This is a genomic window from Delftia sp. DT-2, from assembly GCF_028401915.1.
Taxonomy (GTDB): Bacteria; Pseudomonadota; Gammaproteobacteria; order Burkholderiales; family Burkholderiaceae_C; genus Comamonas; species Comamonas tsuruhatensis.
The window spans coordinates 82,586-106,207 of the sequence record NZ_JAQOTI010000014.1 but is presented as its reverse complement, the minus strand read 5'-3'; the positions used below and the strand labels follow the sequence as shown (position 1 = coordinate 106,207).

At 67.4% G+C, this 23,622-nt stretch carries 22 protein-coding genes; 12 read left to right on the top strand and 10 right to left on the bottom strand.

Translation table 11 applies throughout. The features are described from left to right. Nucleotides 1–96: 96 nt before the first annotated feature. The 7 genes from PO605_RS23865 to PO605_RS23835 all read right to left on the bottom strand — a co-directional run bounded on the left by PO605_RS23865 (nucleotide 97) and on the right by PO605_RS23835 (nucleotide 9,057). Entirely contained in the window at nucleotides 97–804 is a 708-nt protein-coding gene (locus tag PO605_RS23865) for a response regulator (RefSeq protein ID WP_272206953.1), read from the bottom strand. Nucleotides 805–1,169: 365 nt separating this feature from the next. Next, on the bottom strand, nucleotides 1,170–2,624 hold the full coding sequence (locus PO605_RS23860) for a TolC family outer membrane protein (RefSeq protein WP_046239233.1): 1,455 nt from the start codon (nucleotides 2,622–2,624) through the stop codon (nucleotides 1,170–1,172). Nucleotides 2,625–2,711: 87 nt separating this feature from the next. Further along, nucleotides 2,712–3,059, bottom strand: a complete 348-nt coding sequence (locus PO605_RS23855) for a rhodanese-like domain-containing protein (protein ID WP_016447089.1) — start codon at nucleotides 3,057–3,059, stop codon at nucleotides 2,712–2,714. A gap of 77 nt (nucleotides 3,060–3,136) precedes the next feature. Further along, nucleotides 3,137–3,847 carry a protein-L-isoaspartate O-methyltransferase family protein gene (locus tag PO605_RS23850; protein ID WP_016447088.1) on the bottom strand — a complete coding sequence of 237 codons (711 nt, stop codon included), beginning with the start codon at nucleotides 3,845–3,847 and terminating at the stop codon, nucleotides 3,137–3,139. 43 nt (nucleotides 3,848–3,890) lie between these two features. Then, nucleotides 3,891–7,118, bottom strand: a complete 3,228-nt coding sequence (locus PO605_RS23845) for an efflux RND transporter permease subunit (protein ID WP_016447087.1) — start codon at nucleotides 7,116–7,118, stop codon at nucleotides 3,891–3,893. Between the two features lie 2 nt (nucleotides 7,119–7,120). Beyond that, nucleotides 7,121–8,362 carry an efflux RND transporter periplasmic adaptor subunit gene (locus PO605_RS23840; RefSeq protein WP_272206952.1) on the bottom strand — a complete coding sequence of 414 codons (1,242 nt, stop codon included), beginning with the start codon at nucleotides 8,360–8,362 and terminating at the stop codon, nucleotides 7,121–7,123. Beyond that, nucleotides 8,359–9,057 (bottom strand): TetR/AcrR family transcriptional regulator, encoded by a 699-nt coding sequence (locus tag PO605_RS23835; RefSeq protein WP_047473219.1) that lies wholly within the window; start codon nucleotides 9,055–9,057, stop codon nucleotides 8,359–8,361. The genes PO605_RS23840 and PO605_RS23835 overlap by 4 nt, the downstream gene beginning before the upstream one ends. Nucleotides 9,058–9,202: 145 nt before the next feature. On the opposite strand from PO605_RS23835, the gene msrA reads away from it, so the two are divergent. From msrA to PO605_RS23810, 5 genes are all read left to right on the top strand, one after another. Then, nucleotides 9,203–9,739, top strand: a complete 537-nt coding sequence (gene msrA / locus PO605_RS23830; RefSeq protein WP_016447084.1) for a peptide-methionine (S)-S-oxide reductase MsrA — start codon at nucleotides 9,203–9,205, stop codon at nucleotides 9,737–9,739. Nucleotides 9,740–9,887: 148 nt separating this feature from the next. Next, nucleotides 9,888–10,343, top strand: a complete 456-nt coding sequence (locus PO605_RS23825; RefSeq protein ID WP_047217031.1) for a transcriptional repressor — start codon at nucleotides 9,888–9,890, stop codon at nucleotides 10,341–10,343. Nucleotides 10,344–10,391: 48 nt separating this feature from the next. Then, nucleotides 10,392–10,712 (top strand): hypothetical protein, encoded by a 321-nt coding sequence (locus PO605_RS23820; protein WP_016447082.1) that lies wholly within the window; start codon nucleotides 10,392–10,394, stop codon nucleotides 10,710–10,712. A 209-nt stretch (nucleotides 10,713–10,921) separates the two neighbouring features. Beyond that, on the top strand, nucleotides 10,922–11,290 hold the full coding sequence (locus PO605_RS23815) for a hypothetical protein (protein ID WP_223275282.1): 369 nt from the start codon (nucleotides 10,922–10,924) through the stop codon (nucleotides 11,288–11,290). A gap of 236 nt (nucleotides 11,291–11,526) precedes the next feature. Further along, entirely contained in the window at nucleotides 11,527–13,725 is a 2,199-nt protein-coding gene (locus PO605_RS23810) for a TonB-dependent receptor domain-containing protein (RefSeq protein ID WP_047473222.1), read from the top strand. 35 nt (nucleotides 13,726–13,760) lie between these two features. Here PO605_RS23810 and PO605_RS23805 read toward each other — a convergent pair whose 3' ends face one another. After that, nucleotides 13,761–14,822, bottom strand: a complete 1,062-nt coding sequence (locus PO605_RS23805; RefSeq protein WP_047473224.1) for a tyrosine-type recombinase/integrase — start codon at nucleotides 14,820–14,822, stop codon at nucleotides 13,761–13,763. Nucleotides 14,823–15,099: 277 nt separating this feature from the next. Here PO605_RS23805 and PO605_RS23800 point away from each other — a divergent pair, with 277 nt between their 5' ends. Next, complete coding sequence (locus PO605_RS23800) at nucleotides 15,100–16,053, top strand: AEC family transporter (RefSeq protein ID WP_047473226.1); 954 nt, start codon at nucleotides 15,100–15,102, stop codon at nucleotides 16,051–16,053. 31 nt (nucleotides 16,054–16,084) lie between these two features. Here the strand turns inward: PO605_RS23800 and pdxH are convergent, their stop codons facing one another. After that, complete coding sequence (pdxH, locus tag PO605_RS23795; protein WP_017405177.1) at nucleotides 16,085–16,732, bottom strand: pyridoxamine 5'-phosphate oxidase; 648 nt, start codon at nucleotides 16,730–16,732, stop codon at nucleotides 16,085–16,087. 52 nt (nucleotides 16,733–16,784) lie between these two features. Here pdxH and PO605_RS23790 point away from each other — a divergent pair, with 52 nt between their 5' ends. Then, a complete protein-coding gene (locus tag PO605_RS23790) occupies nucleotides 16,785–17,357 on the top strand; it encodes a nucleotidyltransferase family protein (protein ID WP_016447076.1) in 573 nt (190 codons plus the stop codon). Nucleotides 17,358–17,359: 2 nt separating this feature from the next. On the opposite strand, the gene PO605_RS23785 is transcribed toward PO605_RS23790, so the two are convergent. Beyond that, the gene (locus PO605_RS23785; protein ID WP_047327329.1) at nucleotides 17,360–17,926 is read right to left on the bottom strand and encodes a MarR family winged helix-turn-helix transcriptional regulator; all 567 of its coding nucleotides are present in this window, start codon (nucleotides 17,924–17,926) and stop codon (nucleotides 17,360–17,362) included. Nucleotides 17,927–18,169: 243 nt separating this feature from the next. Here PO605_RS23785 and PO605_RS23780 point away from each other — a divergent pair, with 243 nt between their 5' ends. The 5 genes from PO605_RS23780 to PO605_RS23760 are packed head-to-tail and all read left to right on the top strand — an operon-like array spanning nucleotide 18,170 to nucleotide 23,607. Continuing rightward, nucleotides 18,170–19,153, top strand: a complete 984-nt coding sequence (locus PO605_RS23780) for a Bug family tripartite tricarboxylate transporter substrate binding protein (protein WP_047473228.1) — start codon at nucleotides 18,170–18,172, stop codon at nucleotides 19,151–19,153. Between the two features lies 1 nt (nucleotide 19,154). Continuing rightward, nucleotides 19,155–21,449, top strand: a complete 2,295-nt coding sequence (locus tag PO605_RS23775; RefSeq protein ID WP_047473230.1) for a xanthine dehydrogenase family protein molybdopterin-binding subunit — start codon at nucleotides 19,155–19,157, stop codon at nucleotides 21,447–21,449. Beyond that, nucleotides 21,442–22,338: an FAD binding domain-containing protein gene (locus tag PO605_RS23770; protein WP_047473232.1), complete on the top strand. Its 897-nt coding sequence runs from the start codon at nucleotides 21,442–21,444 to the stop codon at nucleotides 22,336–22,338. The genes PO605_RS23775 and PO605_RS23770 overlap by 8 nt, the downstream gene beginning before the upstream one ends. Further along, entirely contained in the window at nucleotides 22,335–22,841 is a 507-nt protein-coding gene (locus PO605_RS23765) for a (2Fe-2S)-binding protein (protein WP_047473234.1), read from the top strand. Before PO605_RS23770 ends, PO605_RS23765 begins: the two co-directional genes overlap by 4 nt. Next, a complete protein-coding gene (locus PO605_RS23760) occupies nucleotides 22,831–23,607 on the top strand; it encodes a CoxG family protein (protein ID WP_047473236.1) in 777 nt (258 codons plus the stop codon). Before PO605_RS23765 ends, PO605_RS23760 begins: the two co-directional genes overlap by 11 nt. The last annotated feature ends 15 nt before the right edge of the window (nucleotides 23,608–23,622 follow it).

Genomic DNA, 23,622 nt, shown 5'->3' with positions numbered 1-23,622 from the left:
GCATTCTCCTGGGCATGGTCCGCTCCGTTTATGTGAGGCACATATCATGCACGCGAAGGCATCGCAGGACGCGCTTTCAGAAATTTCTTTGCACCCTCAGAAACGTCGCTCTTGGGCATTTATCTCACGTGGGGCGCCGCATTTATCGCGACGCGCTTCAACATAGCCAATGCCGCGCACCGTGCGTATGAAGCCTGGCCCGATCTTGCGGCGCAGGTTGGAGACATGGACCTCCAGCGCATTGCTGCCGTTGGCGCTGCCGCCCGGGATGACTTCCTCCTCGATGCCGCTGCGCGTGACCACGCGGTCCATGCGCCGCAGCAGCAGGGCCAGCAGGTCGAATTCGCAGCGGGACAGCTCGACGTTCTGGCCTGCAACGCTGACACGGCGCGTGGGCTCGTGCAGCGACAGGCCGCGCAGATGCAGCGTTCCGTCGCCCTGCCCATAGCTGCGGCGCGCCAGGGCGCGCACGCGTGACACCAGTTCGGCAAGGGCAAAGGGCTTGACCAGATAGTCATCGGCGCCGCTGTCCAGGCCGTGCAGCCGGTCATGCAGGCTGTCGCGTGCGCTCAGGATCAGCACGGGCAGGCGGCGCCATTCGCGGCGCAGGCGCGCCAGCAGGCTGATGCCGTCGCCATCGGGCAGGCCCAGGTCCAGCAGCACCATCTCGAAGCTTTGCTGCTCCAGCGTGCGCAGCGCATCGGACAGGCGGCGCACCCAGACCACGTCCATGGCGTGATCGCCCAATGCGATGCGCACGCCATTGCCCAGATCCAGATCGTCCTCCACCAGCAGCAGTCTCATCGTGTGTTTCCTGTGCCGCTCCCATGCCGCGGACCGGCGCCTGCGGGAGGGCTGCCGCGAGTATCGGTCAAGGCGGGGACGATGCGCTTCAGCATCCCTTCAGGAAAGCCAGGGCAGGTCTTCAGGCGGGTTTGCCACAGTGGCCCGCTCGACAACTCCGAAGAAGGCGCGCATGCCAAGACTCTCCCGCTGTTCCTTGCTGAGCCGCCTGGCGGCGCTGTGTGCGCTGGCTGCCTGGATGCTGGTCGTGGCGGGTTTGCGTGCCTCGGCTTTGCCAGAGCACAGGGCTGCGGCGCCAGGCGCGCGGCCCGCGGCGGCCGGGCATCAGCCTGGGGCACTGCCGGCCGTGCGGGCGCTTCAGGGATTCAAGGGGCTGGCGCGCGGAGCGACAGCGCATCGATGGCGCGCAGGTCGTCGTCGCTGAGCGTGCCGGCGGCTTGGCGCAGCTTGAGCTGGCCCAGCAGCACCTGGTAGCGCGCCAGGGCCAGGTCGCGCTGGGTCTGGTAGAGCTGGCTTTGCGCGTTGAGCACGTCGATGTTGATGCGCACGCCGACCTCGTAGCCAAGCTTGTTGGCGTCCAGAGCGCTTTGGCTGGACGCCAGCGCGGCCTCCAGCGCCTTGACCTGGGCCTGGCCCGACTGCACGCCGAAGAAGGCCGTGCGCGTGCTCTGCTCCACGTTGCGCTGGGCGTCGTCTAGCTGTGCCCGCGCCTTGTCTTCCAGCGCCAGGGTTTCCTTGATGCGGTTTTGCACGGCAAAGCCGGCGAACAGCGGCAGGTTCATGACCACGCCCACGCTGGCGGCATTGGTGCGGTAGCTGGTGCCGATCTGCGGGGTGACCGAACCGTTGGGATAGCGGTTGACCACGTAGCCGGCCTGCAGGTCCACGGTGGGCTTGTGGCCGGCCTCGGCTTTCTTCGTTTCCAGCTGGGCGATGTCCAGCGCCAGGCGGGCCTGGCGCAGCTGGGGCTGGCCTTGCAGGGCGGTGTCCACCCAGGCCTGGGCATCGGCGGGCATCAGGGCCGGCAACTGCAGCGGCTGGGCCAGCGGGCGGGGCACGGTGCCCACGGCGCCGACGATCTGATCCAGCACCAGGCGCTTGACGCGCAGGTCGTTCTCGGCGGCGATTTCCTGCGCGCCGGCCAGGTCGAACCGGGCCTGGGCTTCGCGCGAGTCGGTGATAGTGGCCGTGCCGACCTCGAAGTTGCGCTTGGCGAATTCCAGCTGCTGTGCAATGGCGGCCTTCTGTGCCTTGACCACGGCCAGGCTGTCCTGGGCACCGAGGACATCGAAGTAGGCCTGGGCCACGCGCACCAGCAGGTTCTGCTCGCCGCTGTCCAACTGGGCGCGCGCCACGTCCACGCCGCGCTGGCCCTGGTCGTAGGCGATCTTGTTGGCCGGGCGGTACAGCGGCTGCTGGGCGCTGAGCTGCAGGTTCTGCTGGGGCGAGCGAAAGCTCCCCGGCAGCACGCTGACTTCCACATGCGATGTGTTGGCGCCCGCCTGCAGGCCCACGCTGGGCAGAAGGCCCGAGCGTGCCTGCTCGGCACGGCTGGCGGCGGCCTGGGCGTCGGCCTGCTGGGCCTGCCACTGGGCGTCGTAGCCGCGTGCCTTGGCGACCAACTCCGACAGGCTCTGGCCCGTGGCCGATGAGGCTGTCACGGCAGGCAGGCCCGAGGCCGGGGCGGCAGGGGCGGTGGACTGAGCCAGAGCGGTCCCCATGCCGCAGGCACACAGCAGCAAGGCAATCTGGCGAAGGGGCCAGGCGTGTGGGCGGGGCGGGGCGTAAGCGACAGGGGCAAGGGGCCGAAGCAGGGGCATAGAGGTCCTCGAATCAAAACACAGTCGTCACGAAGCACCGGGGACGGCGGGTTGGCCGTGTCCCGGGCTTCTTTTGCGTCTTGCCGCTCAGTAGCGCGGCACGCCTGGGTCGCGCTCGCGCGACCAGGCATCGATGCCTCCGCTGATATTGGCCACGGTCTCGAAGCCGTTGTTCATCAGGAAGGCAGCGACATGCATGCTGCGTGCGCCGTGATGGCACAGGCAGGCTGTGGGGTGATCCGGATCGAGTTCCTGCAGGCGCGAGGGAATCTCGCCCATGGGGATGCAGCGCAGCTCGAAGCCCTCGGGGCGTACGCTGGCCTGGGCCACTTCCCAGGGCTCGCGCACGTCCAGCACCAGGGGCAGGGCATCGGAGCCGCTGGAGTGCTGGGTCAGCCAATCGTTGAGTTGCGCGGGAGGCACTTGGGGAAGCATCGGAAAGATCCTTGCGGAATGGAATGGGGTTGCGGCAGCGGCCATGGTCCTGCGGGCATCGGCCGCTGCAGCGGGTTTCAGAACGTGAAGCGCGAAGGCTCTTCGAAATTGGCCAGGCGGGCGGTCACCACGTCCCAGGGCTGGCTCGTCTCGAACTGGTGGCCGTTCTTGCGCACCAGCGTGAAACGCATCATGGGCAGCTGGCCGACGATGGCCGCCAGGCGGCCGCCGTCGTTGAGCTGGGCCAGCAGGGCCTGCGGCACCTGGGCGACCGAGCCGCTGAGCACGATGGCGTCGAACTGGCCCAGGGCAGCCGCTGCCGTGGCGCCATCGGCCAGCTTGACCTCGGCATTGGTGATGCCGGCGCCCAGCAGGTTTTCGCGGGCCATCTCGGCCAGCTCGGGCACGATTTCCAGCGTCACGACTTCCTTGGCCTGGGCGGCCAGCAGGGCGGCCATGTAGCCCGAGCCGGCGCCGATTTCCAGCACGCGGTCGGTGGGCTTGATCTTCAGGTCCTGCAGCATGCGCGCCTCGATGCGCGGGGCCAGCATGCACCAGCCCTTGGCGGCGGCTTCCTCGGCCGGGGCGACCAGGGGGATTTCCAGGTCCATGAAGGCCAGGCCGGCATGCTCGGGCGGCACGAAATTCTCGCGGTGCACCTTGCCCAGCAGCGCCAGCACTTCTTCATCAAGCACGTTCCAGGGGCGGATCTGTTGCTCGATCATGTTGTAGCGCGCGTGCGCTTGGGCGCTGTGGTGTTCGGGCAGGCTGTTCAGGGGCAGGCTCATGGGGTATCTCCGGAGAAAGACTTGTCAGGACAAACCTTTGATTCTACGAGTCTCGCGGCAGGGTGGGGGCGCTGGCGGCGCCTTGGCCGGGGGCCGCGTCGTGCTGGTTGCCGTTCCACAGACGCCGCAGCCACTGGGAGAAGTCATCGAGGTAGCAATAGACCACGGGCACGACCACCAGGGTCAGCAGGGAGGAAGTCACCACGCCGCCGATCACCGACTGGCCCATGGGCGCACGCTGCTCGGAGCCCTCGCTGAGCGCGAAGGCCAGGGGCACCATGCCGAAGATCATGGCCAGCGTGGTCATCAGGATGGGGCGCAGCCGCACGCGCGCCGCCAGCAGCAGGGCCTGCTCGCGCGGCAGGCCGTCGCGGATCTGGCCGGTGTCCGGGTCGCTGTGCGGCCCGCGCGCACGGATGGCGAAGTCCACCAGCAAGATGGCGTTCTTGGTGACCAGTCCCATGAGCATGACCACGCCGATGATGGAGAACATGGACAGGGCCGAGCCGAACATCATCAGCGCCAGCACCACGCCGATCAGCGTCAGCGGCAGCGAGGTCATCAGCGCCAGCGGCTGCAGGAAGCTCTTGAACTGGCTGGCCAGGATCATGTAGATGAAGATGATGGCCAGCGCCAGGGCGGACACGGCATAGCCGAAGGACTCGTTCATGCTCTTGGTGGCGCCGCTGAACTGCGTGCGGTAGCCGGGCGGCAGGGCGATGTCGGCCAAGGCCTTGCGGATGTCGGCCGAGACCTCGCCGCTGGAGCGCAGGTAGACGTTGCCGCTGAAGGCGACCTCGCGCGTCATGTCGCGGCGGTTGATCTGGCTGGGGCCGGTGCCGGGCGTGACGGTGGCCACCTGGTTCAGCCGCACGATGCGCATGTTGCCGTCGCCGGAGGTGGAGGGCAGGGCGAAGGGCAGGCGCTCCAGGTCCTGGGGCGTGCTGCGTGATTCGGGCGCCAGGCGTACCTTGACGTCATAGGTCTGGTCGTCGCTGGCGCGCCAGTTGCCCACGGTCTGGCCGGCCACCCAGGTGCGCAGCGCGGCGGCCATGGAGCCTACCGACAGGCCCAGGTCGGCGGCCGCATCGCGCCGCACGGTGATGTCGATCACGGGCTTGTCGGGCTTGAGGCTGCTGTCCAGGTCCACCAGTCCGGGAATGCCGCGCAGGCGTTCCATCACCACGCGGTTCAGGCGCTCCAGTTCGCCCAGGTCCGGGCCCTGCAGCGAGAATTCGACCTGTTTTTGCCCGCCCACGGGCTCGCGCTGGCCCACATGGGTGACGGTGATGCCGGGCACGCTTTGCAACTGCTCGCGCAGCACGCCCGACAGTTCGTCACCGCTGCGCTGGCGCAAATGGCGGTCCAGCAGGCGGATGTAGATGCTGGCGTATATCTTGCCCTGGGCCGTGCCGGTGTTGATGGTGGCCAGCGTGTAGCGGACCTCGGGCAGGGCGCGGATGATGGCATCGACCTGGCGGGCCTTGGCCTCGGTGGCCTCGATGGACGAGCCCACGGGCGTGTTGAAGCTCACCGTGGTCTCGGAGAAATCGGCCTTGGGCACGAATTCCGTGCCCAGCAGCGGCACCAGGAAGATGCTGGCCACGAAGATGGCCAGCGCCGCCGCCAGCGTGGCGATCTTGTGGCGCAGCGCCCAGCCCAGCACGTCCTGGTAGAAGTGGGACAGCGAGTCGGTGGCGCGCTCGAACCAGGCCGTGACCCGGCCCAGCGTGCGGTCGTAGAGGCTGCGGCCGCGCTGCTCGCCATGGGCGTGGATGGTCGGGTCGTGCCAGACGCTGGACAGCATGGGGTCCAGCGTGAAGCTCACGAACATGGAGATCATCACGGCCGCCACGATCGTGATGCCGAATTCGTGGAAGAACTTGCCGATGATGCCGCCCATGAAGCCGATGGGCAGGAACACCGCCACGATGGACAGCGTGGTGGCCAGCACGGCCAGGCCGATCTCCTGCGTGCCGTCGAGCGCGGCGGCATGCGCGTCCTTGCCCATCTGCACATGGCGCACGATGTTCTCGCGCACCACGATGGCGTCGTCGATCAGCAGGCCCACGCACAGCGACAGCGCCATCAGCGTGATCATGTTGATCGAGAAGCCGAACCAGTACATGAACAAAAAGGTGCCGATCAGCGCAATGGGCAGCGTCAGCCCCGTGATCACCGTGGAGCGCCAGGAGTTCAGGAACAGGAAGACGATGAGCACCGTCAGTGCCGCGCCCTCGATCAGCGTCTGGCGCACGTTGTTGACGGCCACGCGGATGGGGCGGGCGCTGTCGGCAATCGGCTCCAGCCGCACGCCGGCCGGCACTTCGGCGGCGATCTCGCGCAGCGTGGCGTTCAGGCCGTCCACGACTTCGATGGTGTTCTCGTCCTGGGCCTTCTGCACGGACAGCAGCAGGGTGCGGCTGCTGTTGTACAGGGCCACGGTCTCCAGCTCGCCCGCGCCGTCCTGCACGCGGGCCAGCTGGCCCAGCCGCACGGGCGCGCCGCCGCGCTGGGCGACGATGATGCGCTCGAAGTCCTGCGGGCGCTTCATGCGTGCGTCGATCTGCACCACGCGCTCCTGCTCGCGCGAGCGGATGGCGCCCAGCGGCAGGTCCTGGTTCTCGCTGCGCACGGCGTTCACGATCTGGTCGGGCGTGATGGCATAGGCTTCCAGCGCCTCGGGCTGCAGGTAGATGTTGATTTCGCGCGGCGTGGCGCCCACCAGGTTGACGGCGCCCACGCCGCGCACGTTCTCCAGCCGCTTCTTGAGGACCTGGTCGGCCCAGCTGGTCAGCGCGACGGCATCGGGCGCCTTGGCGCCGGCATCGGCCTGGGGCAGCACGGCCACGGACCAGATGGGCGAGCTGGCCGGATCGAAGCGCAGCACGCGCGGCTCCTTGACCTCGTCGCGCAGGGTGGGGCGCACCGAGGCCACCTTCTCGCGCACGTCTTCGGCAGCGCGGCGGCCATCGACATGCAACTGGAATTCGATGATGACGACGCTGGTGCTTTCATAGCTGCGCGAGGTCAGCGCGTTGATGCCGGCAATGGAGTTGACGCCTTCCTCGATCTTCTTGGTGACCTCGGACTCCACGATCTCGGGCGAGGCGCCCGGATAGTCCACCGTGACCACGACCACGGGGAAGTCCACATTCGGGAACTGGTCCACCTTGAGTCGCTGGTAGGAAAACACACCCAGCACCATGAGGGCCAGCATGAGCATGGTGGCGAACACAGGGTTGGCCAGGCTGACGCGCGTGAACCACATGGTCAGCGGGCTCCGGGGGCTGGCGCAGCCTGGGGCTGCGGGGCCTGCTGCATTTGCTGCATCTGCACCGCCGTGCCTGCGCGCAGGCCGCCCACGCTGCCGGCCAGCACCCTGTCACCGGCCTGCAGGCCGGTGGACACGGCAATCCAGGTGGCCCCATCCTGCGCGCTCTGGCTGCCCAGCGTGACCGGGCGGTGCTGCACGCGCAGCAGGCTCTTGTCCGCTTCGGACTCGTCCGCAGGCTGCAGCAGCTGCACATAGGGTTGGGGCTGGTCGGTGCGCACGGCGGTCAGGGGCACGGCCAGCTGTTCGGTCTGCCCCGTGACGATGCTGCCCTGCAGGTACAGGCCCGGGCGCACGATGGGGATGGATCTGCCGGCGGCGGCTGCGTTGACCGGTGCAGCCTGCACACGCAGATAGACGGCCACGCTGCGCGAACCTGGCTGGGCGCTGGGGTTGATGCGTACCACGAGCGCGGGCACGGCGGCCACATCGTCGCCCGCGCCCTGGACCTGCAACAGGGCCTGCTGGCCGACCTGCACACGCACCGAATCGGCGGGCGCCAGCTGGGCCACCACCTCGAGCTCGGAGGGATCGACGATCTCCAGCACCCGCGTTTCCACGCCCACGCGCTCGCCGTCCTGCACCAGACGCTGGGCGACCTGCCCGTCCATGGGGCTGCGCAGCACGCTGTCGGTCACGCTCTTGCGTGCCACATCGGCGGCGGCCTGGGCGGCGGCCAGGTTGGCGCGGGCGGCGTCAAGATTGGATTGGGACGTGGCCAGTGCCGTGGTCGAGATGAAGCCCTGGGTGACCAGGGCCTGGTTGTTGTCGTGCTGGCGCTGGGCCAGCTGCAGCTGCGCCTGGGCCGCGTCGGCCTGCTGGCGGGCCTGGCGCCAGCGGGCCTCGACCTCGGTGGCATCCACGCGGGCCAGTTCCTGGCCCTTGCGCACGCTGTCGCCCTCGCGCACCTGCAAGCCGCGCAGCTCGCCGGCCACATAGGCCTTGACCACGGCGCTGCGCACGGCCTGCACCACGCCGCTGACAGGCACGGTCAATTGCAACTGGCGCGGCTGCAGCTGCACCACCTCCTGCGGGCCCACGCGCACGGGCATCTCGCGCGGCTGGGTGGCCGCGGCAATGGCGGCTTGCTTGCTGTGCCGGGTGGATGCGGCGCGCCATGCGCTGGCGCCGATGGCGATCAGTAAGGCCAGGCCGATCAGCCAGCCGGTGCGACGCTTCATGGTGTGGGCGGGGAGGTGGGTGGTGTGGTGGCTGCAAGGGGCTGGCACATGCCATGCAGCAGGTAGTCGATCTGGGATTCCAGAAACCGCTCGGGATCGAAGTCGCCGTGCGGCAGGCAGCCGCCCAGCGAATGCTTCCAGATCATCAGGAACATCATCGGGGCGACCACGCAGTGCACGGACAGGTCCAGATCCATGGGCCGGAACTCGCCACGCTCCACGCCGCGCTGCAGGATGCGCCGGATCAGTTCATGGCCTGGAAGAACCACTTCCTGGTGATAGAACTGCGACAGCTCGGGAAAATTACCCGCCTCGCTGAGCATGAGCTTGGTGATGCCCGACGCCTTGGTGCTGCCGATGCGTTCCCACCAGGACTTGAAGCAGTAGCGCAGCAGATCGGTTGAAGGCGCGCAGTAGTTGTCGAGCTCTTCGCTCCACTCGCCGAAGCGGCCCGCGATGCTGTGGCGCACTACGGCCTTGAAAAGCTCCTGCTTGCTCGCGAAATAGAGGAACAGCGTGCCCTTGGAAACCCCGGCCCGGGCGGCGACCTCTTCGACGCGGGTGGCGGCGTAGCCCTTTTCCACGAAGAGGTCGAGCGCGGCTTCCAGCAGCTCGCCCGGACGCTCGTGCTTGCGGCGGCTGCGCTTTCCGGAAGGCTCGGCGGGGGCGGGTGAAGAGGCGGGGGAGTCGGTCACGGAAAATTAATGACTGATGGGTTAGTTATCGTAACCGCAGAACCGTTCGTCGTCACCTGGCTTGTGCATGGGCTAACCTGTAGGCGCAACGGCCTGCATGCATTGCGTGTGGTCATTTTTTCGATTTCTCACAGAAAAGGCGCATATGACGACTGAAACCATTTATCTGGGCGGCGGCTGTTTCTGGTGCACCGAAGCCGTTTTCGACCGCGTGCGCGGCGTGAGCGACGTGCAAAGCGGCTACGCCAACGGCGATCTGGACGATCCCAGCTACGAAGACATCTGCACCGGGCAGACCGGCCATGCCGAGGTCATCCGCGTGCAGTTCGACCCTGCTGTGATTCCGCTGCGCGACCTGTTGACCGTGTTCTTCGGCACGCACGATCCGACCACGCTCAACCGCCAGGGCAACGACGTGGGCACGCAGTACCGCAGCGCGATCTACACCACGAATGACCATCAGGCGGAGGTCGCACGTACGCTGATCTCCGAGCTGGCCCAGGCGGGCGCGTATGACGCTCCCATCGTGACCGAGGTCCAGCCCCTGGCCAGCTACTGGCCCGCAGAGGACTATCACCAGGACTACTTCCTGAACCATCCCAGCCAGGGCTACTGCGCCTTCGTGGTGGGGCCCAAGGTGCAGAAATTCCGGGGTGCCTTTGCGCGCTGGGTCAAGCAATGAGCCCAGGTGGGCGGGTTGTGTAAGCGGTTGTGATTTGCGGGCATAATGCAACCCGGTTGCGATAACGATGTCCTGTCGCGCTCTGCAGCCCGCTCTTGCATTGCCCATGTCATCGCCGACTCCCTCCCCCTTGCTCTTGCCTTGCGGCATGCGTTCGACCCGCGCCATGCGGGCCGTGCTGGCGCTGTGGGAGGCGCGCGCCGATGCGCTGTTGAGCGAGGCGGATGTGGAAGCCGCCCTGCATGCCCAGGGCGTGCAGGTCAACCGCGTCACCGTCTACCGGCTGCTGGACCGGCTGGCCGCAGCTGGCGTGTTGCGCCGCAGCGTGGATGCGGCACGCGTGGCCCGGTACGGCAGGCCCCTTCAGGGCGCGGCCTGCGAAGGCGACGCCGCTGCGCACTTCGAGTGTGCGGATTGCCACAGCGCCTTTCGTCTGGGCGGCGAGGCAGGCGGGGGCGGTGAGCAACTGCAGGCCGCCTTGCTGCAATTGCGGCAGGCGCTGGCAGCCAGCGGCCTGCAGGGCCAGGCCATCGATGTGTCGGTGACGGGGCGGTGCCAGGTCTGCAGCGGCACCGGGCACTCCCGGAATGATCCGTCCGTGTGAGGTGGCCGCCTTTCCCTTTTTCTCTTGCATAGCCCTTCAGGATCTCGCATGACTTTTTCCCCCTTCCGTTCCGTTTCCCTGATCCTGGCCGCTGTCTTTCTGGCCGCTGCGGCCCAGGCGCACGATCACGGCCAAGACCATGACCATGCCAAGACCCCGGCGGACGCCAAGGCACAGGGTGGCCCGGTGCAACTGGATGCCCATGCCCGTGCCGACATGGAGCGCCACCGCTCGATGGCCAAGGCCCACGAGGCCGCCGCACAGTGTCTGGCGGCAGGGCGTGACCATGCGCAATGCCACAAGCAGCTGCAGGCCGACTGCAAGGGCCTGGCGCTGGGCAAGTTCTGCGGCATGCGCCATGCGCATTGAGCGCGGCATTGCCCGCCGTGCACTGCTGTGAGCAGTCGCCCGTCTTTGTGACGGGATGCTGGAACCTGCCCCGCCAATTGGCGCATACACTCTGCGCTGCCTGACCTGCTCCTGATTCATCCATGCCCTTCAAACTCCCGAGTCGCCACTCGCCTGCGCCCGCCTCACGGCTTGCGTTGCGCGGTGCCGTGCCGAATCGGGGTTGGCTTTTGGCCTGGTTGCTGGTCTGGTCCATCGCACTGGCGCCGTTGCTGGGCCAGATGCACCGTGTGGTGCATGCTGGCGGCCTGGCCTCGGCCACGGCCCATGGCCCGGTCGAGGTGGTGGCCACCTCCTGCGCTGCACCCGTCGACTGGGTGCATGCGCTGTTCTCGGGCCACGGCCCGGCGGACTGCCAACTGCTGGACCAGTTGCACGAAGGCATGGCGGGGCCACCGCCCGCCGTGGCGCTGCCGCCTTTCTGGGGCGAGCAGGCCGAGCCCGCCCAGCCGCCCATCGTGCGCGATGGCCGTGTGCTGGCGGCTTTCTTCGATGCGCGTGGTCCCCCGCATCCCATCACTGCCCGCCTGGCGGCTTGAACCTTGGGCGGCGGCGCTGCATGCGCCCGTCCATTGAAGCTGTTTGCGCGCGCCTTCCTGCATTGCACGCAAGAGGCGCTGTGCCCAGGTTGGACAGATCCTGAATGCATATCCGATCGGATGGCTGCGTGCGCCTGCATGGCGCACCCCGGTTGTCCGTTTCCGACGCCATTTTTTGCAGCGCCCGCATTCCCACGTCCCCGGGCCGTGGCCGGTCGCTGCCGGGAAGACCAGTGATGAGAGTGACAACAAAGCAATACCACCAGGACGCCAAGGTGCAGGGGGAGAGGATGAAGCTGCGCCCGCTGCTGCAGCAACTGCTGCTGGCGGGCGTGCTCGGCCCCGCGATGGCAGGGCTGGCCATGGCAGCAGAGCCTGCGGAGGCTGGAGTCGCCGCCGCGCCCGGAACTGCCACCGGCGCCCAGGCGGATGCCCCGCGCAGCGACACGCCTGTGCTCAATGAGGTGACGGTCAAGGCCAGCGGCCTGGGCCTGACCTCGGCCGATATGTCCACGCCAGCCACGGTGCTGGAAGGCGATGTGCTGACGCTGCGCCAGGCCGCCACGCTGGGCGAGACGCTGGACGGCGAGCCCGGCATCCACGCCAGCCATTTCGGTGCGGGCGCAAGCCGCCCCATCATCCGCGGCATGGACGGCCCGCGCGTGCAGATCCTCAGCGATGGCTCGGAGTTGCATGACGCCTCCACCATCAGCCCCGACCATGCCGTGGCCAGCGAGCCCATGCTGGCCACGCAGATCGAAGTGCTGCGCGGCCCTTCGGCGCTGATCTACGGCGGCAGCGGTGCCATGGGCGGCGTGGTCAACATCCTGGACGACAAGATCCCCACGTCCATTCCCAAGAACGGCATCACGGGCTCGGCCCAGCTGCGCGGCAGCACGGGCGCGGGCGAGACGGCCGGCGCGTTCTCGCTGACGGGCGGCGCGGGCCAGTTGGCCATCCATGCCGAGGGCATGGCGCGCGATGCCGGCGACTACCGCGTGGGCAGCGGCTGGTCGCCCAACGGCCAGTCGCAGGGGCGCGTGGGCGGCAGCTTCAACCGCACGGATACGGGCAGCCTGGGCCTGTCCTGGATCGGCACGCAAGGCTACCTGGGCCTGGCCTACACGCGCCAGACCGCGCGATATGGCCTGCCGGGCCACAACCACAGCTTCGAGGGCTGCCACACCCATGGCGACCATCTGCACTGCGGCGGCCATGACCACGGCGACGAGGACGGACATGACCATGGCGACGAAGAACACGATCACGACCATGGCAGCGTGCCGGTGGTCGACCTCAACAGCGAGCGCTGGGATTTGCGCGGCGAATGGCGCAATCCGACGGCAGGCATTGCGGCGTTGCGCGTGCGCGGCGGCTGGACCGACTACCGCCATGACGAGATCGAGGACGGCCAGGTCTCGACCACGTTCAAGAACCGCGCCCATGACCTGCGCGTGGAGGCAGAGCTGGAGCCCATCGCCGGCTGGCGCGGCGTCATCGGCCTGCAGACCGTGCAGCGCAAATTCAGTGCCGAGGGGGAGGAGGCCTATGTGCAACCCACCGAAACCCGCCGCAACAGCATCTACCTGCTGGAGGAATACCGCTGGCAGGACTGGCGCTGGCAGGCTGCGCTGCGCCATGAGCGCCAGACCGTGGATGCCCAGCAAAGCGCCATCTCTCGCAGCCACAGCGGCACATCGTTCTCGCTGGGCTCGGTGTGGAAGTTCACCCCGGGCTACAGCCTGTCGGCCTCGCTGACGCAGGGCAACCGCCTGCCCACGGCCGAGGAGCTGTATGCCAATGGCCTGCACATGGCCACATCCACCTATGAGCGCGGCAATCCCGACCTCAAGCGTGAACGCTCCCAGGCACTGGACATAGGCCTGCGCAAGACCTCGGGCGACACCACGTTCAGCGTCAATGCCTTCCACCATCGCGTCAAGGGCTACATCTACGGAGCCACGCTGGACGAGCATGACGGCCTGCAACTGCTGCAATACACCCAGGCCGACGCACGCTTCACCGGCGTGGAGGGCCAGGTGCGCCAGAAGCTGTCGCGCCAGTGGGGCGTGACCCTGTTCGGTGACGCCGTGCGTGCGCGGCTGGAAGACGGCTCCGCCTTGCCGCGCATTCCCGCGGCGCGCGTAGGCCTGCGCGTGGACACCTTCTACAAGGGCTGGGATGCCCAGGCCGAGTGGGTGCAGGTGCTGCGCCAGAACCGCGTCACCGCCTACGAGACCGAGACGGACGGCTACGGCATGCTCAACCTCTCGGCCAGCTACACGCTGCGCACCTCGGGCGGCACGCCCTGGCAGTTCTTCATCAAGGGCAACAACCTGACCAACCGCCTGGCCTTCGCCCACACATCGTTCATCAAGAACGCTGCGCCGCTGATGGGGCGCAATATCACCGTGGGCGTCAAGGTGTCGTTCTAAGGCGGGTTGCCCGCGCTGCGCTCCCGCGCCGTCTGCTACAGGTAATGCTGCAGATGGCGCAGGGCGCGTGCGCTGTCGACGCCTATCCACTGCACCACTTCGGTCTCGGCACGGCCCGCGCGCAACCACTGCACGATGGCCGTGTTGCGCAGCACCTGCGGCCCGACCCGGTGCAGCGGCGCCTTCTGGGCAGAAGCGGGCTGGGCCGCATGGGCACGCTGTATCAGCTGCGAGGCCACATGGAACAGCACGCGCACCGACAGCGGCTGCCCCTCACGCGAATAAAAGACCGTGGCATCGGGTTGAACGGCCTCCGGCCCGCGCTGGCCGGCGCTGAAACCTTTCCAGTCCTGCAGCGCCTTCACCACCGTTTCCGACAGCTCCAGCGTGCGCTGCTGCGCGGCGCGCGCGCCATCGATATGCAATTGACAGGGAAGGCCATCGCCTGGTCCTGCGCATTGCACATCGCGCCAGCACAGGCCGCGCACCTCCTCGGGCGCCAGCGCCAGTTCGTACAGCAGCAGCAAGATGGCGCGGTCGCGCGCCGACTGAAAGCCATCTGCCACCGGAATGTGGCGGGGCAGGGCATTCCACAGCGGAGCGGGAAGGCAATGGCCCTGGCCGTCTTCGGCAGGGGGGCGCTCCTGTGGCGCCAGCCCTGCGGCGGGATTGGCGCTGACCCAGCCGTGGTCCAGCGCATGGTCGTAGATGCGCTCCAGCAGGCGCCAGTAGCGCCTGCGCGTGACCTCGCTGATGCGGCGGCCGGGCTGGTGGCCCGACAACTGGCCTTCGCGCGGGCGCAGGAAATTCTGGACATCCACGGCGGTGGCCTGTTGCCAGGCGCGGGCCTTTGCATTGACTTTGCCTTTCGGCGTGGTGGGGGAGGGGGAACTTTCTCTGGCTGGCATGCCCGCATCGCCCAGGCTGCGCAGCCAGGCACGCCATACCTTTTCGTAGCCGCTGTCGGGCGCCGTGTCCAGGGCATCCCAGCCCTTGGTGCCCTCGGTTTCCAGCCAATGCCGGAACAGGGCCAGTCCGTCGGGGACAGTGGACGGCGGCTTGCCGGCAGCGGGTGCCTGGGATGGTGATGAAGTCATGGGCGTCTAGAGCAAAACGAATCAACCAATAGGGATGTTCAATGTAACTTACATGAAGTTGAGTGGCAACCTTGTTATCGACTGATGAATGTCAGTGGCGACAAGTCGCCAGAAAAGGGGGGCTGTTCGGCATGAATCTGAGCCTTGGCACGTCCGTGGAGGCTGGCCGGGCCTTCGAGGCCCGGGACGACGCCTGAACGAGGCAGGGCCGGGTCTGCGGCGCATAATCTGCGCGCGCCGCAAGCCTGCGCAGGCGCAGCTTCCCGGTCCTGCTTCAGTGAACTCTCCCGTCTTTGCCTCCCTCATCCCTGTCATTCTTTGCATAGGCGCGGGCTTTCTTGCCGCCCGGCTGGCCTGGGTGCGTGCCACCGCCATCAAGGATTTGTCCAACCTTGTGTTTCTGGTGCTTACGCCGGCGCTGCTGTTTCGCACCATGGGTGCGGTGCGGGTACAGGAGCTGGACTTTCAGCCCGTGGCCCTGTATTTCCTGGCGACTGCGCTGATCTTCGTGGTGTCCATGGTGCTGGGCGGCTTTTCCACGCGCTCGGCCGCGCGGGGGCTGGCCAATATGTTCAGCAACACCGTCATGATCGGCGTGCCGCTGGTGGGGCTGGTCTACGGGGAGGAAGGGCTTGTCACGTTGTTCACCCTGGTCTCGCTGCATGCGCTGATCCTGCTGACCGCAGCCACCATCGTGTTCGAGCTGGCCGAGGCCCACGAGCGCCAGCGCTGCGGCCAAAGCGCACCGCGCCCCATGTGGCGCACGGTGCTGCAGGCCGTGCGCAACGGCATCGTGCATCCTGTGCCGCTGCCCATACTCGCTGGCTTGCTGTTCGCTCAGACTGGGCTGGTGCTGCCCGAAGTGGCGGACCGGTCCCTGCAGGTCCTGGGCCAGGCGCTGGGCCCCATGGCGCTGCTGTTGGTCGGCGTGACCCTGGCCTACACCAGGGTGGGCCAGAACTTGCGAGAGGCTGCTGGCATCGCGCTGGTCAAGAACCTGGTGCATCCGCTGCTGCTGCTGGCGCTGGCCTGGGCCTTCGGCCTGGGTGGCCTGCCGGTGGTCGTGATGTTCACGGCGGCTGCATTGCCCGTGGGGGCCAACGTGTTCCTGTTCACGCAGCGCTATGGCGTGATGCAGGAGGAGGTGTCCGCCAGCATCGCGATGTCCACGGCGCTGGCCCTGCTTACCGTGCCGCTGATGCTGTGGCTGGCCCAGCGTCTGCCGGGCTGACGGGTTTCAGCAGCGCCAGCAATCGAGGGGATCAGGGCGCCAGGCGCTGGCGCAGCCAGGTTCCAGCTTCAAGCTGGTAGCAAAGGCGGTCGTGCAGCCGGCTCTTGCGGCCTTGCCAGAATTCCCAGCGCTCGGGCACCAGCCTGAATCCACCCCAATGCGGCGGGCGTGGCGGGTTCAGCAGGAACTGCGCGCCGTACTTGGCTGCATTGGCCACCAGCACGCTGCGCCCGCTGATGACCTGGCTTTGCGGGCTGGCCCAGGCGCCAATGCGAGAGTCCAGCGGACGGCTGTTGAAGTAGGCGTCACTTTCGGCCTCGCTGACCTTTTCCACCCGACCTTCGATGCGCACCACGCGCTCCAGCTCCACCCAGTGGAACTGCAGCGCGGCAAAGGGGTTGCCCGCCAGTTGCTGGCCCTTGCGGCTGTCGTAGTTCGTGTACCAGACCAGGCCGCGCTCGTCATAGCCCTTGATGAGCACGATGCGTGTGCTGGGCCGCAGGTCGCCGCCCACGGTGGCCAGCGTCATCGCATTGGGCTCGGGCACCTGGGCGCTCAGGGCTTCCTGCAGCCATTGGTCAAACTGCTGCAGCGGATCGGCCAGGGAGGCCGATTCGCTGAGTTCCGCGCGCTCGTAGCTTTTGCGCAGATCGGCGATCGAGGTGGAAATGCTGCTCATGGCCTGCATTGTGCCTGCGCCCGACCTCCCATTTGCTGCGCTAGAGTTGCGCATGCTCAGAGACTTCAAAGGCCGCCCCTGCGTGATCATCCTCGCCTCGGGCCGTGGCGAGCGTTTCCGCGCGTCGGGCGGCGCAATGCACAAGCTCGCCGCGCCGCTGGGCGGCAGCACCGTGCTGGAACACACACTGGCCGCCGTCCGCGCCAGCGGCCTGCCCTGGCATCTGGAAGATGCGGGCCACCCCGGAATGGGCGATTCGCTGTCTGCGGCCGTGCGTGCCACAGCCGATGCGCCAGGCTGGCTGGTCTTGCCGGCCGACCTGCCGCTGGTGAGTCCACAGACCTTGCTGAAAGTGGCCGATGCATTGCATGCGGGGGCCCGAGCCGCCCAGCCTGTCCATCAAGGCGAGCGCGGACATCCCGTGGGTTTCGGCGCCGCATGCGGCGCGGCGCTCATGGCGTTGAGCGGAGAGAAGGGCGGGGCGCCTGTGCTGAAGGCGCTGCGCGAAGCCGGACATGTGGTTCAGGTCGATGTGGACGATGCTGGTGTGCTCACCGACATCGATACGCTGGACGATCTGGCGCGCGCTGAGGTGTTGCTGCAGAACCGGCCTGAAGTGGGCTGAATTCAGGCTTCGCCGTCTGCCGTAGCGGGGCCGCCTTCGGTCGCTGGGTCGGCTTGGCTGCCTTGGCAATAACCGCGCAGTTTGAGCAAGGCCCGATACATCACCTCCCGTTCCTCCTGCGTCAGCGCCAGCAGAGCAGCGGCCTGGTGTTGTCGGGCCACGGGCATCACCTCGTCATGCAACTGCCGGCCCGCAGGCGTGATGGAGCACAGGATCTTCTTGCGTGGAGTGGAGCCTTGCGCCAGCAGGGCCACCAGGCCGCGTTCCTCGAGCAGCCGCAGCGCCCGGCTCACCAGGGCCTTGTCCGAAGTGGATTGCACCACCAGCGCGCTGAACGGCAACTCGCCTGCATGCGCGACAAGGGCCAACAGCCGCCACTCCGAAACCGTCAAGCCCGCCGTATCGGCATAGGGCACGGTGATGGTGCGCCGCAGCGCATTGCCCACCTGGCTCATCAGCGTGGTCAGAAAGGCATCGACGGTCAGGCTGCTGCCTGCCTCGTCAAGGTGGGTCCAGGGATTGCCTGCGGGCGTGCTGGGCACAGGGAGAGGAGAAGGTGGGATGGGCATGTTCCCATCAATTGTTTCACAGGCTGCCTGATGTTTGTCTTGTGGAATTTCTTTGGAGAAATCAATAGAGGTCAATCGGTGTTTTCGGTAAGTTGATTCATCAACTTACTGGAGAAAATTGTCATTGATTCTTTTGAGGATCAATGTTTCATGCGTGAATCGTATGAATTCGTCCCATAGCCAGCCCCAGCTGCCATGCCCGTATCTGACCGATGCATGTCCGCGCTTTCAAAGGAGCCAGTGATGACCCTCCATCGTCGGCAAGGCCTGACCATTGCAGCATTGGCTTTTGCCACCGCTGTCTGTGGTCCGGCATTTGCACAGGACTACCCCGCCAGGCCGATCACCGTGGTGGTCGCCTATCCCGCAGGTGGTGACACGGACGCCATGGCGCGCCTGTTCGCCGAAAAGCTCACGGTGCGTCTGCGCCAGCCCGTGGTGGTGGACAACCGGCCCGGGGCGGGCGGCACCGTGGGCAACAACCTGGTTGCGCGGGCCGTGCCCGATGGCTACACGCTGCTGTTCACGCCCAACCCCTTCACCATCGCCCCCATGGTGATGAGGCTTCCTCCTGCCGCGACCTATGACCCCTTGAAAGGTTTCACCCCCGTGGTGCAGACCGCCAGCCAGGCCGTGCTGCTCGTGGCCCATCCCTCCACGGGATTCAAAAGCGTGGCCGACATGGTGGCTGCGGCCAAGGCCGGCAAGACGCTCAGCTACGCCAGTCCCGGCGCAGGCTCGCCCATGCACATAGGTGCCGAGTGGCTGAACCGCGCTGCCGGAGTGAGCATTCAGCATGTGCCCTATCGCGGCGTGGCACCGGCCGTCAACGATGTGGCAGCGGGCCATGTAGGCCTGGCCTACGTCACGCTGGGGCCGGTGGCCCAGTACATCCAGGCGGGCAAGCTGCGCGCGCTGGCCGTGACCGACCCGAAGCGTTCGCCCCTGCTGCCCGATGTGCCTTCGCTGGCGGAACTGGGCTACAGGGACATCGCCGCGGGTGCCTGGAATGGCTTCTTCGCGCCCAAGGGCACGCCGACCGCCGTGGTGCAGACCTTGAACACCCATCTCAACGAGATCCTCAGGATGCCGGAGGTGGCGGCAAAGATGGCCACCTTCGGTGCCGTGCCCGTGGGCGGGTCGCCGCAGGTGCTGGCCGATGTCAACGCTGCCGACTACGAGCGCCTGGGCAAGGTGATCCGCGAACTCGGCATCACCGCTGAATGACATGAATACCTCGAATTCCACGCTGGGCCGCGAGACGGCCCAGGTCACGGCGCTGTCCAAGGTACTAGGTCGTGCCCAGTACGCGGGCGACCTCAAGCTGCCGGGCATGCTGCATGCCAAGCTGTTGCGCAGCCCCTATCCGCATGCGCGCATCGTGCGCATCGACATTGCTGCAGCGCGTGCGCTGCCCGGTGTGAAAGCCGTGCTGACCGGGGCAGATGCACCGCGCACGCCCTGGGGCGTGAGCCACAAGGAGCGGCGCATCCTGGCCGACGGCCTGGTGCGCTTTGCGGGGGAAGAGGTGGCAGCCGTGGCTGCCGCCACAGAAGAGATCGCCCGCGATGCGCTGGACCTGATCGAGGTCGAGTACGAAGAACTGCCCGCCATCCTGACGCCCGAGGAAGCCCTGGATGAAGAAGCGCCCGGCGTTCATCCGGGCCGGGGCAACATCGCCCACGAGATCCGCTTCGAGCGCGGCGATGCCGATGCCGGATTCGCCGCAGCTGATCTGGTTCACGAAGCCACGTACACCACGCATGCGCAGTACCCGGGCTACCTGGAACCCATGGCAACCCTGGCCTCCATCGACGCCGATGGCCGCCTGTTGGTACAGACCTCCACGCAGTCGGTTTTCCTGGCGCGTGCCCGGCTGGCGGCGGCGCTGGAGCTGCCGGTGTCCGCCATCCGCGTGGTGCAGGCCACCACGGGCGGCGGCTTTGGCGGCAAGATCGTCGAGGACGACAACCAGCTCGTGGCGGGCCTGCTGGCCCTGCGCACCGGGCGGCCCGTGCGCCTGGTCAACAACCGGCTGGAGGACTTCCTGGCCTGCTGCTCCAGCGTCCCCGAGCGCATCACGCTCAAGCTGGGCATGGCGCGTGATGGCCGCATCCTCGCCAAGCAGGTGCACATCGTTGCCGAGTGCGGTGCCTATGCGGGTCTGTCGGCCGAGGTCATGCACGTCAGTGCCATGCGCAGCGACAACATGCACAGGCAGGGCAACGTCCGATCGCACGCCACCCTGGTCTATACCAACAACCCGCCGCACGGCGCGTTCCGCGGCTTTGGCGGTACGCAGATGCTGTTCGCGCTCAACAGCCACATCCACATCATGGCCGAGCAGCTGGGGCTGGATCCGGCCGAAGTCCACAAGCTCAATGCAGTGCAAGCCGGCGACGTGACAGTGCATGGCTGGAAGATCGGCAGCGCCGGCCTCAAGGAGTGCATAGACCAGGCCACCGATGCCATCGACTGGCGCGGCAAGCGCGCCCGCCCCCGCCAGGCCCTTGGCGCCCGCCGCAGGGGCGTGGGCATGGCCGCGGCCATGCATGTCAGCGGCAACCGCACCATGGGCAACTGGGACGGCTCCACCGTGGTGGTGCGCATCCATGAGGATGGCCAGGTGCTTGTGCTCAGTGGCGAGTGCGACATGGGCCAGGGCGCGGCCACCATGCTCAGCCAGATCGTCGCCCATGAACTCACGCTGCCGTTGTCGCAGGTCCGCGTGGCCGCACCCGACACGGACAGCACGCCCTTCGCCATAGGCTCGCTGGCCTCGCGCGTGACCATGGCTGCAGGCAATGCCGCCATAGGTGCCGCGCAGGCGGCCCGCAGCAAGCTGCTGGCCCTGGCCGCCGTCGTGCTGGAGGCGCAGGTCGACGACCTGGAGCTGGCCGATGGTCAGGTGCGCGTGCGCGGCACCGACCGTGCGGCAGGCATGGCCGAGCTCGCACGCCAGCACATCTGGCGCCATGGCGGCGAGGGCATACAGGTCAGCCACACCTGGGATGCCCAGACGCAGATGCACGACGCCCAGCTGCACGGCAACATCGCGCCGGCCTATTCCTTCGCGGCCCAGGCAGTGGAGGTCGAGGTCGATACGGAAACCGGCCAGGTCCGGGTGCTTGACAGCTATGTGGCCGACGACTGCGGCAAGGCGCTGAACCCCGTCGCCATCCATGGGCAGACCAACGGGGCCACCGTCCAGGCCATGGGCTGGGCCCTTTACGAGCAACTGCACCTGGAAGGCGGGCGCCTGGCCAACGGCAACTTCGCCGACTACACCATGCCAACGGCCGACGCCGTGCCCTTGCTGCGCGGCGGCTTTGTCGAGTCCAACGACCCCAACGGCCCCTATGGCGCCAAAGGGGCCAGCGAAACCGCCATCCTGCCGGGAGCGCCTGCCATTGCCAACGCCGTGTACGACGCCATCGGCGTGCGCATATGCGATCTGCCGATCACGCCCGAAAAAGTCCTGGCGGCGCTGCACGCACGCGCCGAGGAGGGCCGTCATGCATGACTTCGACTTCCTGGAGCCCACCTCGGTGGCGGAGGCCAGCCGGTTGCTGGCCGAACTGGGCGAGGCCTGCCGCGTGATCGCCGGCGGCACGGCCTTGATGCTGGGCATGCGCCAGCGCATGCTCGCGCCCACGCATCTGGTCTCGCTGGCTGGCATCGATGCGTTGCGCGGCCTGGACTTCGACCCGGTGCGTGGCCTGCGTATCGGCGCCCTGGTGCGCCATGCCGAACTGGCGGCCTCGCCGCTGGTGTCGCATCACTATCCTGTCCTGGCCGGCATGGCGCAGCGCATGGCCAACCCGCAGGTGCGCAATCAGGGTACGGTGGGCGGCAATCTCTGCTATGCCGACCCCTCCACCGACCCGCCCGGCTGCCTGATGGCATTGGGCGCCCAGATCGTGCTGGCCAGCGCAAGAGGCGAGCGCCTGTTGGACATCGAGGACTTCCTGGTCGACTACTACGCCACGGCGCTGGAAGGCGACGAGATCGTCAGCGAGATTCGCGTGCCGCCCATGGGGCAAGGAGACGACCGGCGCAGCGGTGTGTACACGCGCTTTCTGCGCACAGCGGCCGAACACCGGCCGCTGGCCAGCGTGGCCCTGGTGGCGCACACCGCCGGGGGCATCTGCCGCGACGCGCGTCTCGTCGTGGGCGCCTCTACGCCCATACCCGTGCGCCAGCGGCGCGCCGAGGGCTTTCTTGAAGGCCGTGCCCTCACCTGGGCCTTGGCGGCCGAGGCGGGTGACATCGTCGCGGCCGACATCACACCGGTTTCGGACCTGCGCGGCTCGGCGGATTTCCGCCGAGAAATGGTGCGCGTCAACGTGCGGCGCACCGTGGCCGAACTGTTTGGCCTGGACCTGGCACTGGAACAAGGAGAGCTGGCATGAGCCGACATCGCATCGAATGCACCGTCAACGGCGAGCCCTGCAGCGTGGACGTGCCTGCGCGCCGGCTGCTGTCGGATTTTCTGCGTGATGACCTGCACCTGACGGGCACCAAGCGCGGCTGCGAGACGGGCGTGTGCGGCGCCTGCTCGGTGCTGCTGGATGGCGAAGTGGTGAAGTCCTGCCTGCTGCTGGCCGTGCAGGTCCAGGGCCGCGCGCTCACCACCATCGAAGGCCTGGCCGACCGTATTGCTGGGGGTGCGGGCGCAGACCCGTCACAACGGCTGCACCCGCTGCAGCAAAGCTTCATGCAATGCGGCGGCCTGCAGTGCGGCTACTGCACACCGGGCTTCATCATGGCCGCCTGCGATCTGCTGAGGCGCAACCCCCTTCCCGGCGCGGACGAAGTTCGCCATGGCCTCAACGGCAACCTGTGCCGTTGCACGGGCTACACCCAGATCGTGGAATCGGTCCTTGTGGCCGCGGAGAAAATGCATGGAAATTGAGAAAACCCTGACTGTTTCGGCATCGCGAGAGCGGGTATGGGCCTTGTTGCTCGATCCCCAGGTCATGGGAGGTGCCGTGCCGGGCATGCAGTCCATCGAAGTGGTCAGCCCCACCGAATACGTGGCGGTGATGCACCAGAAGATCTCCTTCATCAGCGCCAGATTCAAGCTGCGCACACGCATCGTCGAGCAACGCGCTCCCGAGTATCTGCGCGTGGAAGGAACGGGAGAAGACACCTCGGTGGCCAGCTCGCTCAAGCAGCGCAGTGAAATCTTCCTGAGCGCCACGCCGGACGGAGGCACCGAGCTGCGCATCAAGATCGACGTGGACCTGCTGGGCCGTCTGGGCGCCTTCGGCCTGAGCGTGATGAAGACCAAGGCCGACCGAATATGGGAGGAGTTTGGTAACAATCTGGCCGCGCGGCTCGAAGGCGGGGGAGGGGAGCCCGCTGCGGGCAAGGCGACCATGCAGGTGCCTGCACCTGTCGCGCCCGCGCCGGCCTCCGAGCCAGCCGGGGAAACGGTGGTGCAAGCCCGGAATTCGCCAGCACCAGCGCCAGCTTCGGAGCTCTCCTCCACGGCCCAAGACCTGCGGGGCCGTGGCTGGTGGGGGCGGCTAATCGGCAGCTTGAGCGGAGAGGGCAGCGCGGGCGCTGCCGACACCATTCATGTCGAGCTGCGCCGTGGCGATACCACGGTCAGCGTCCAATGGCCGGGCGCGCGCGCCGAGCAGTGCGCGGCGTGGCTGCGCGACTGCCTGCGCTGAACGCAGACCCGGCCG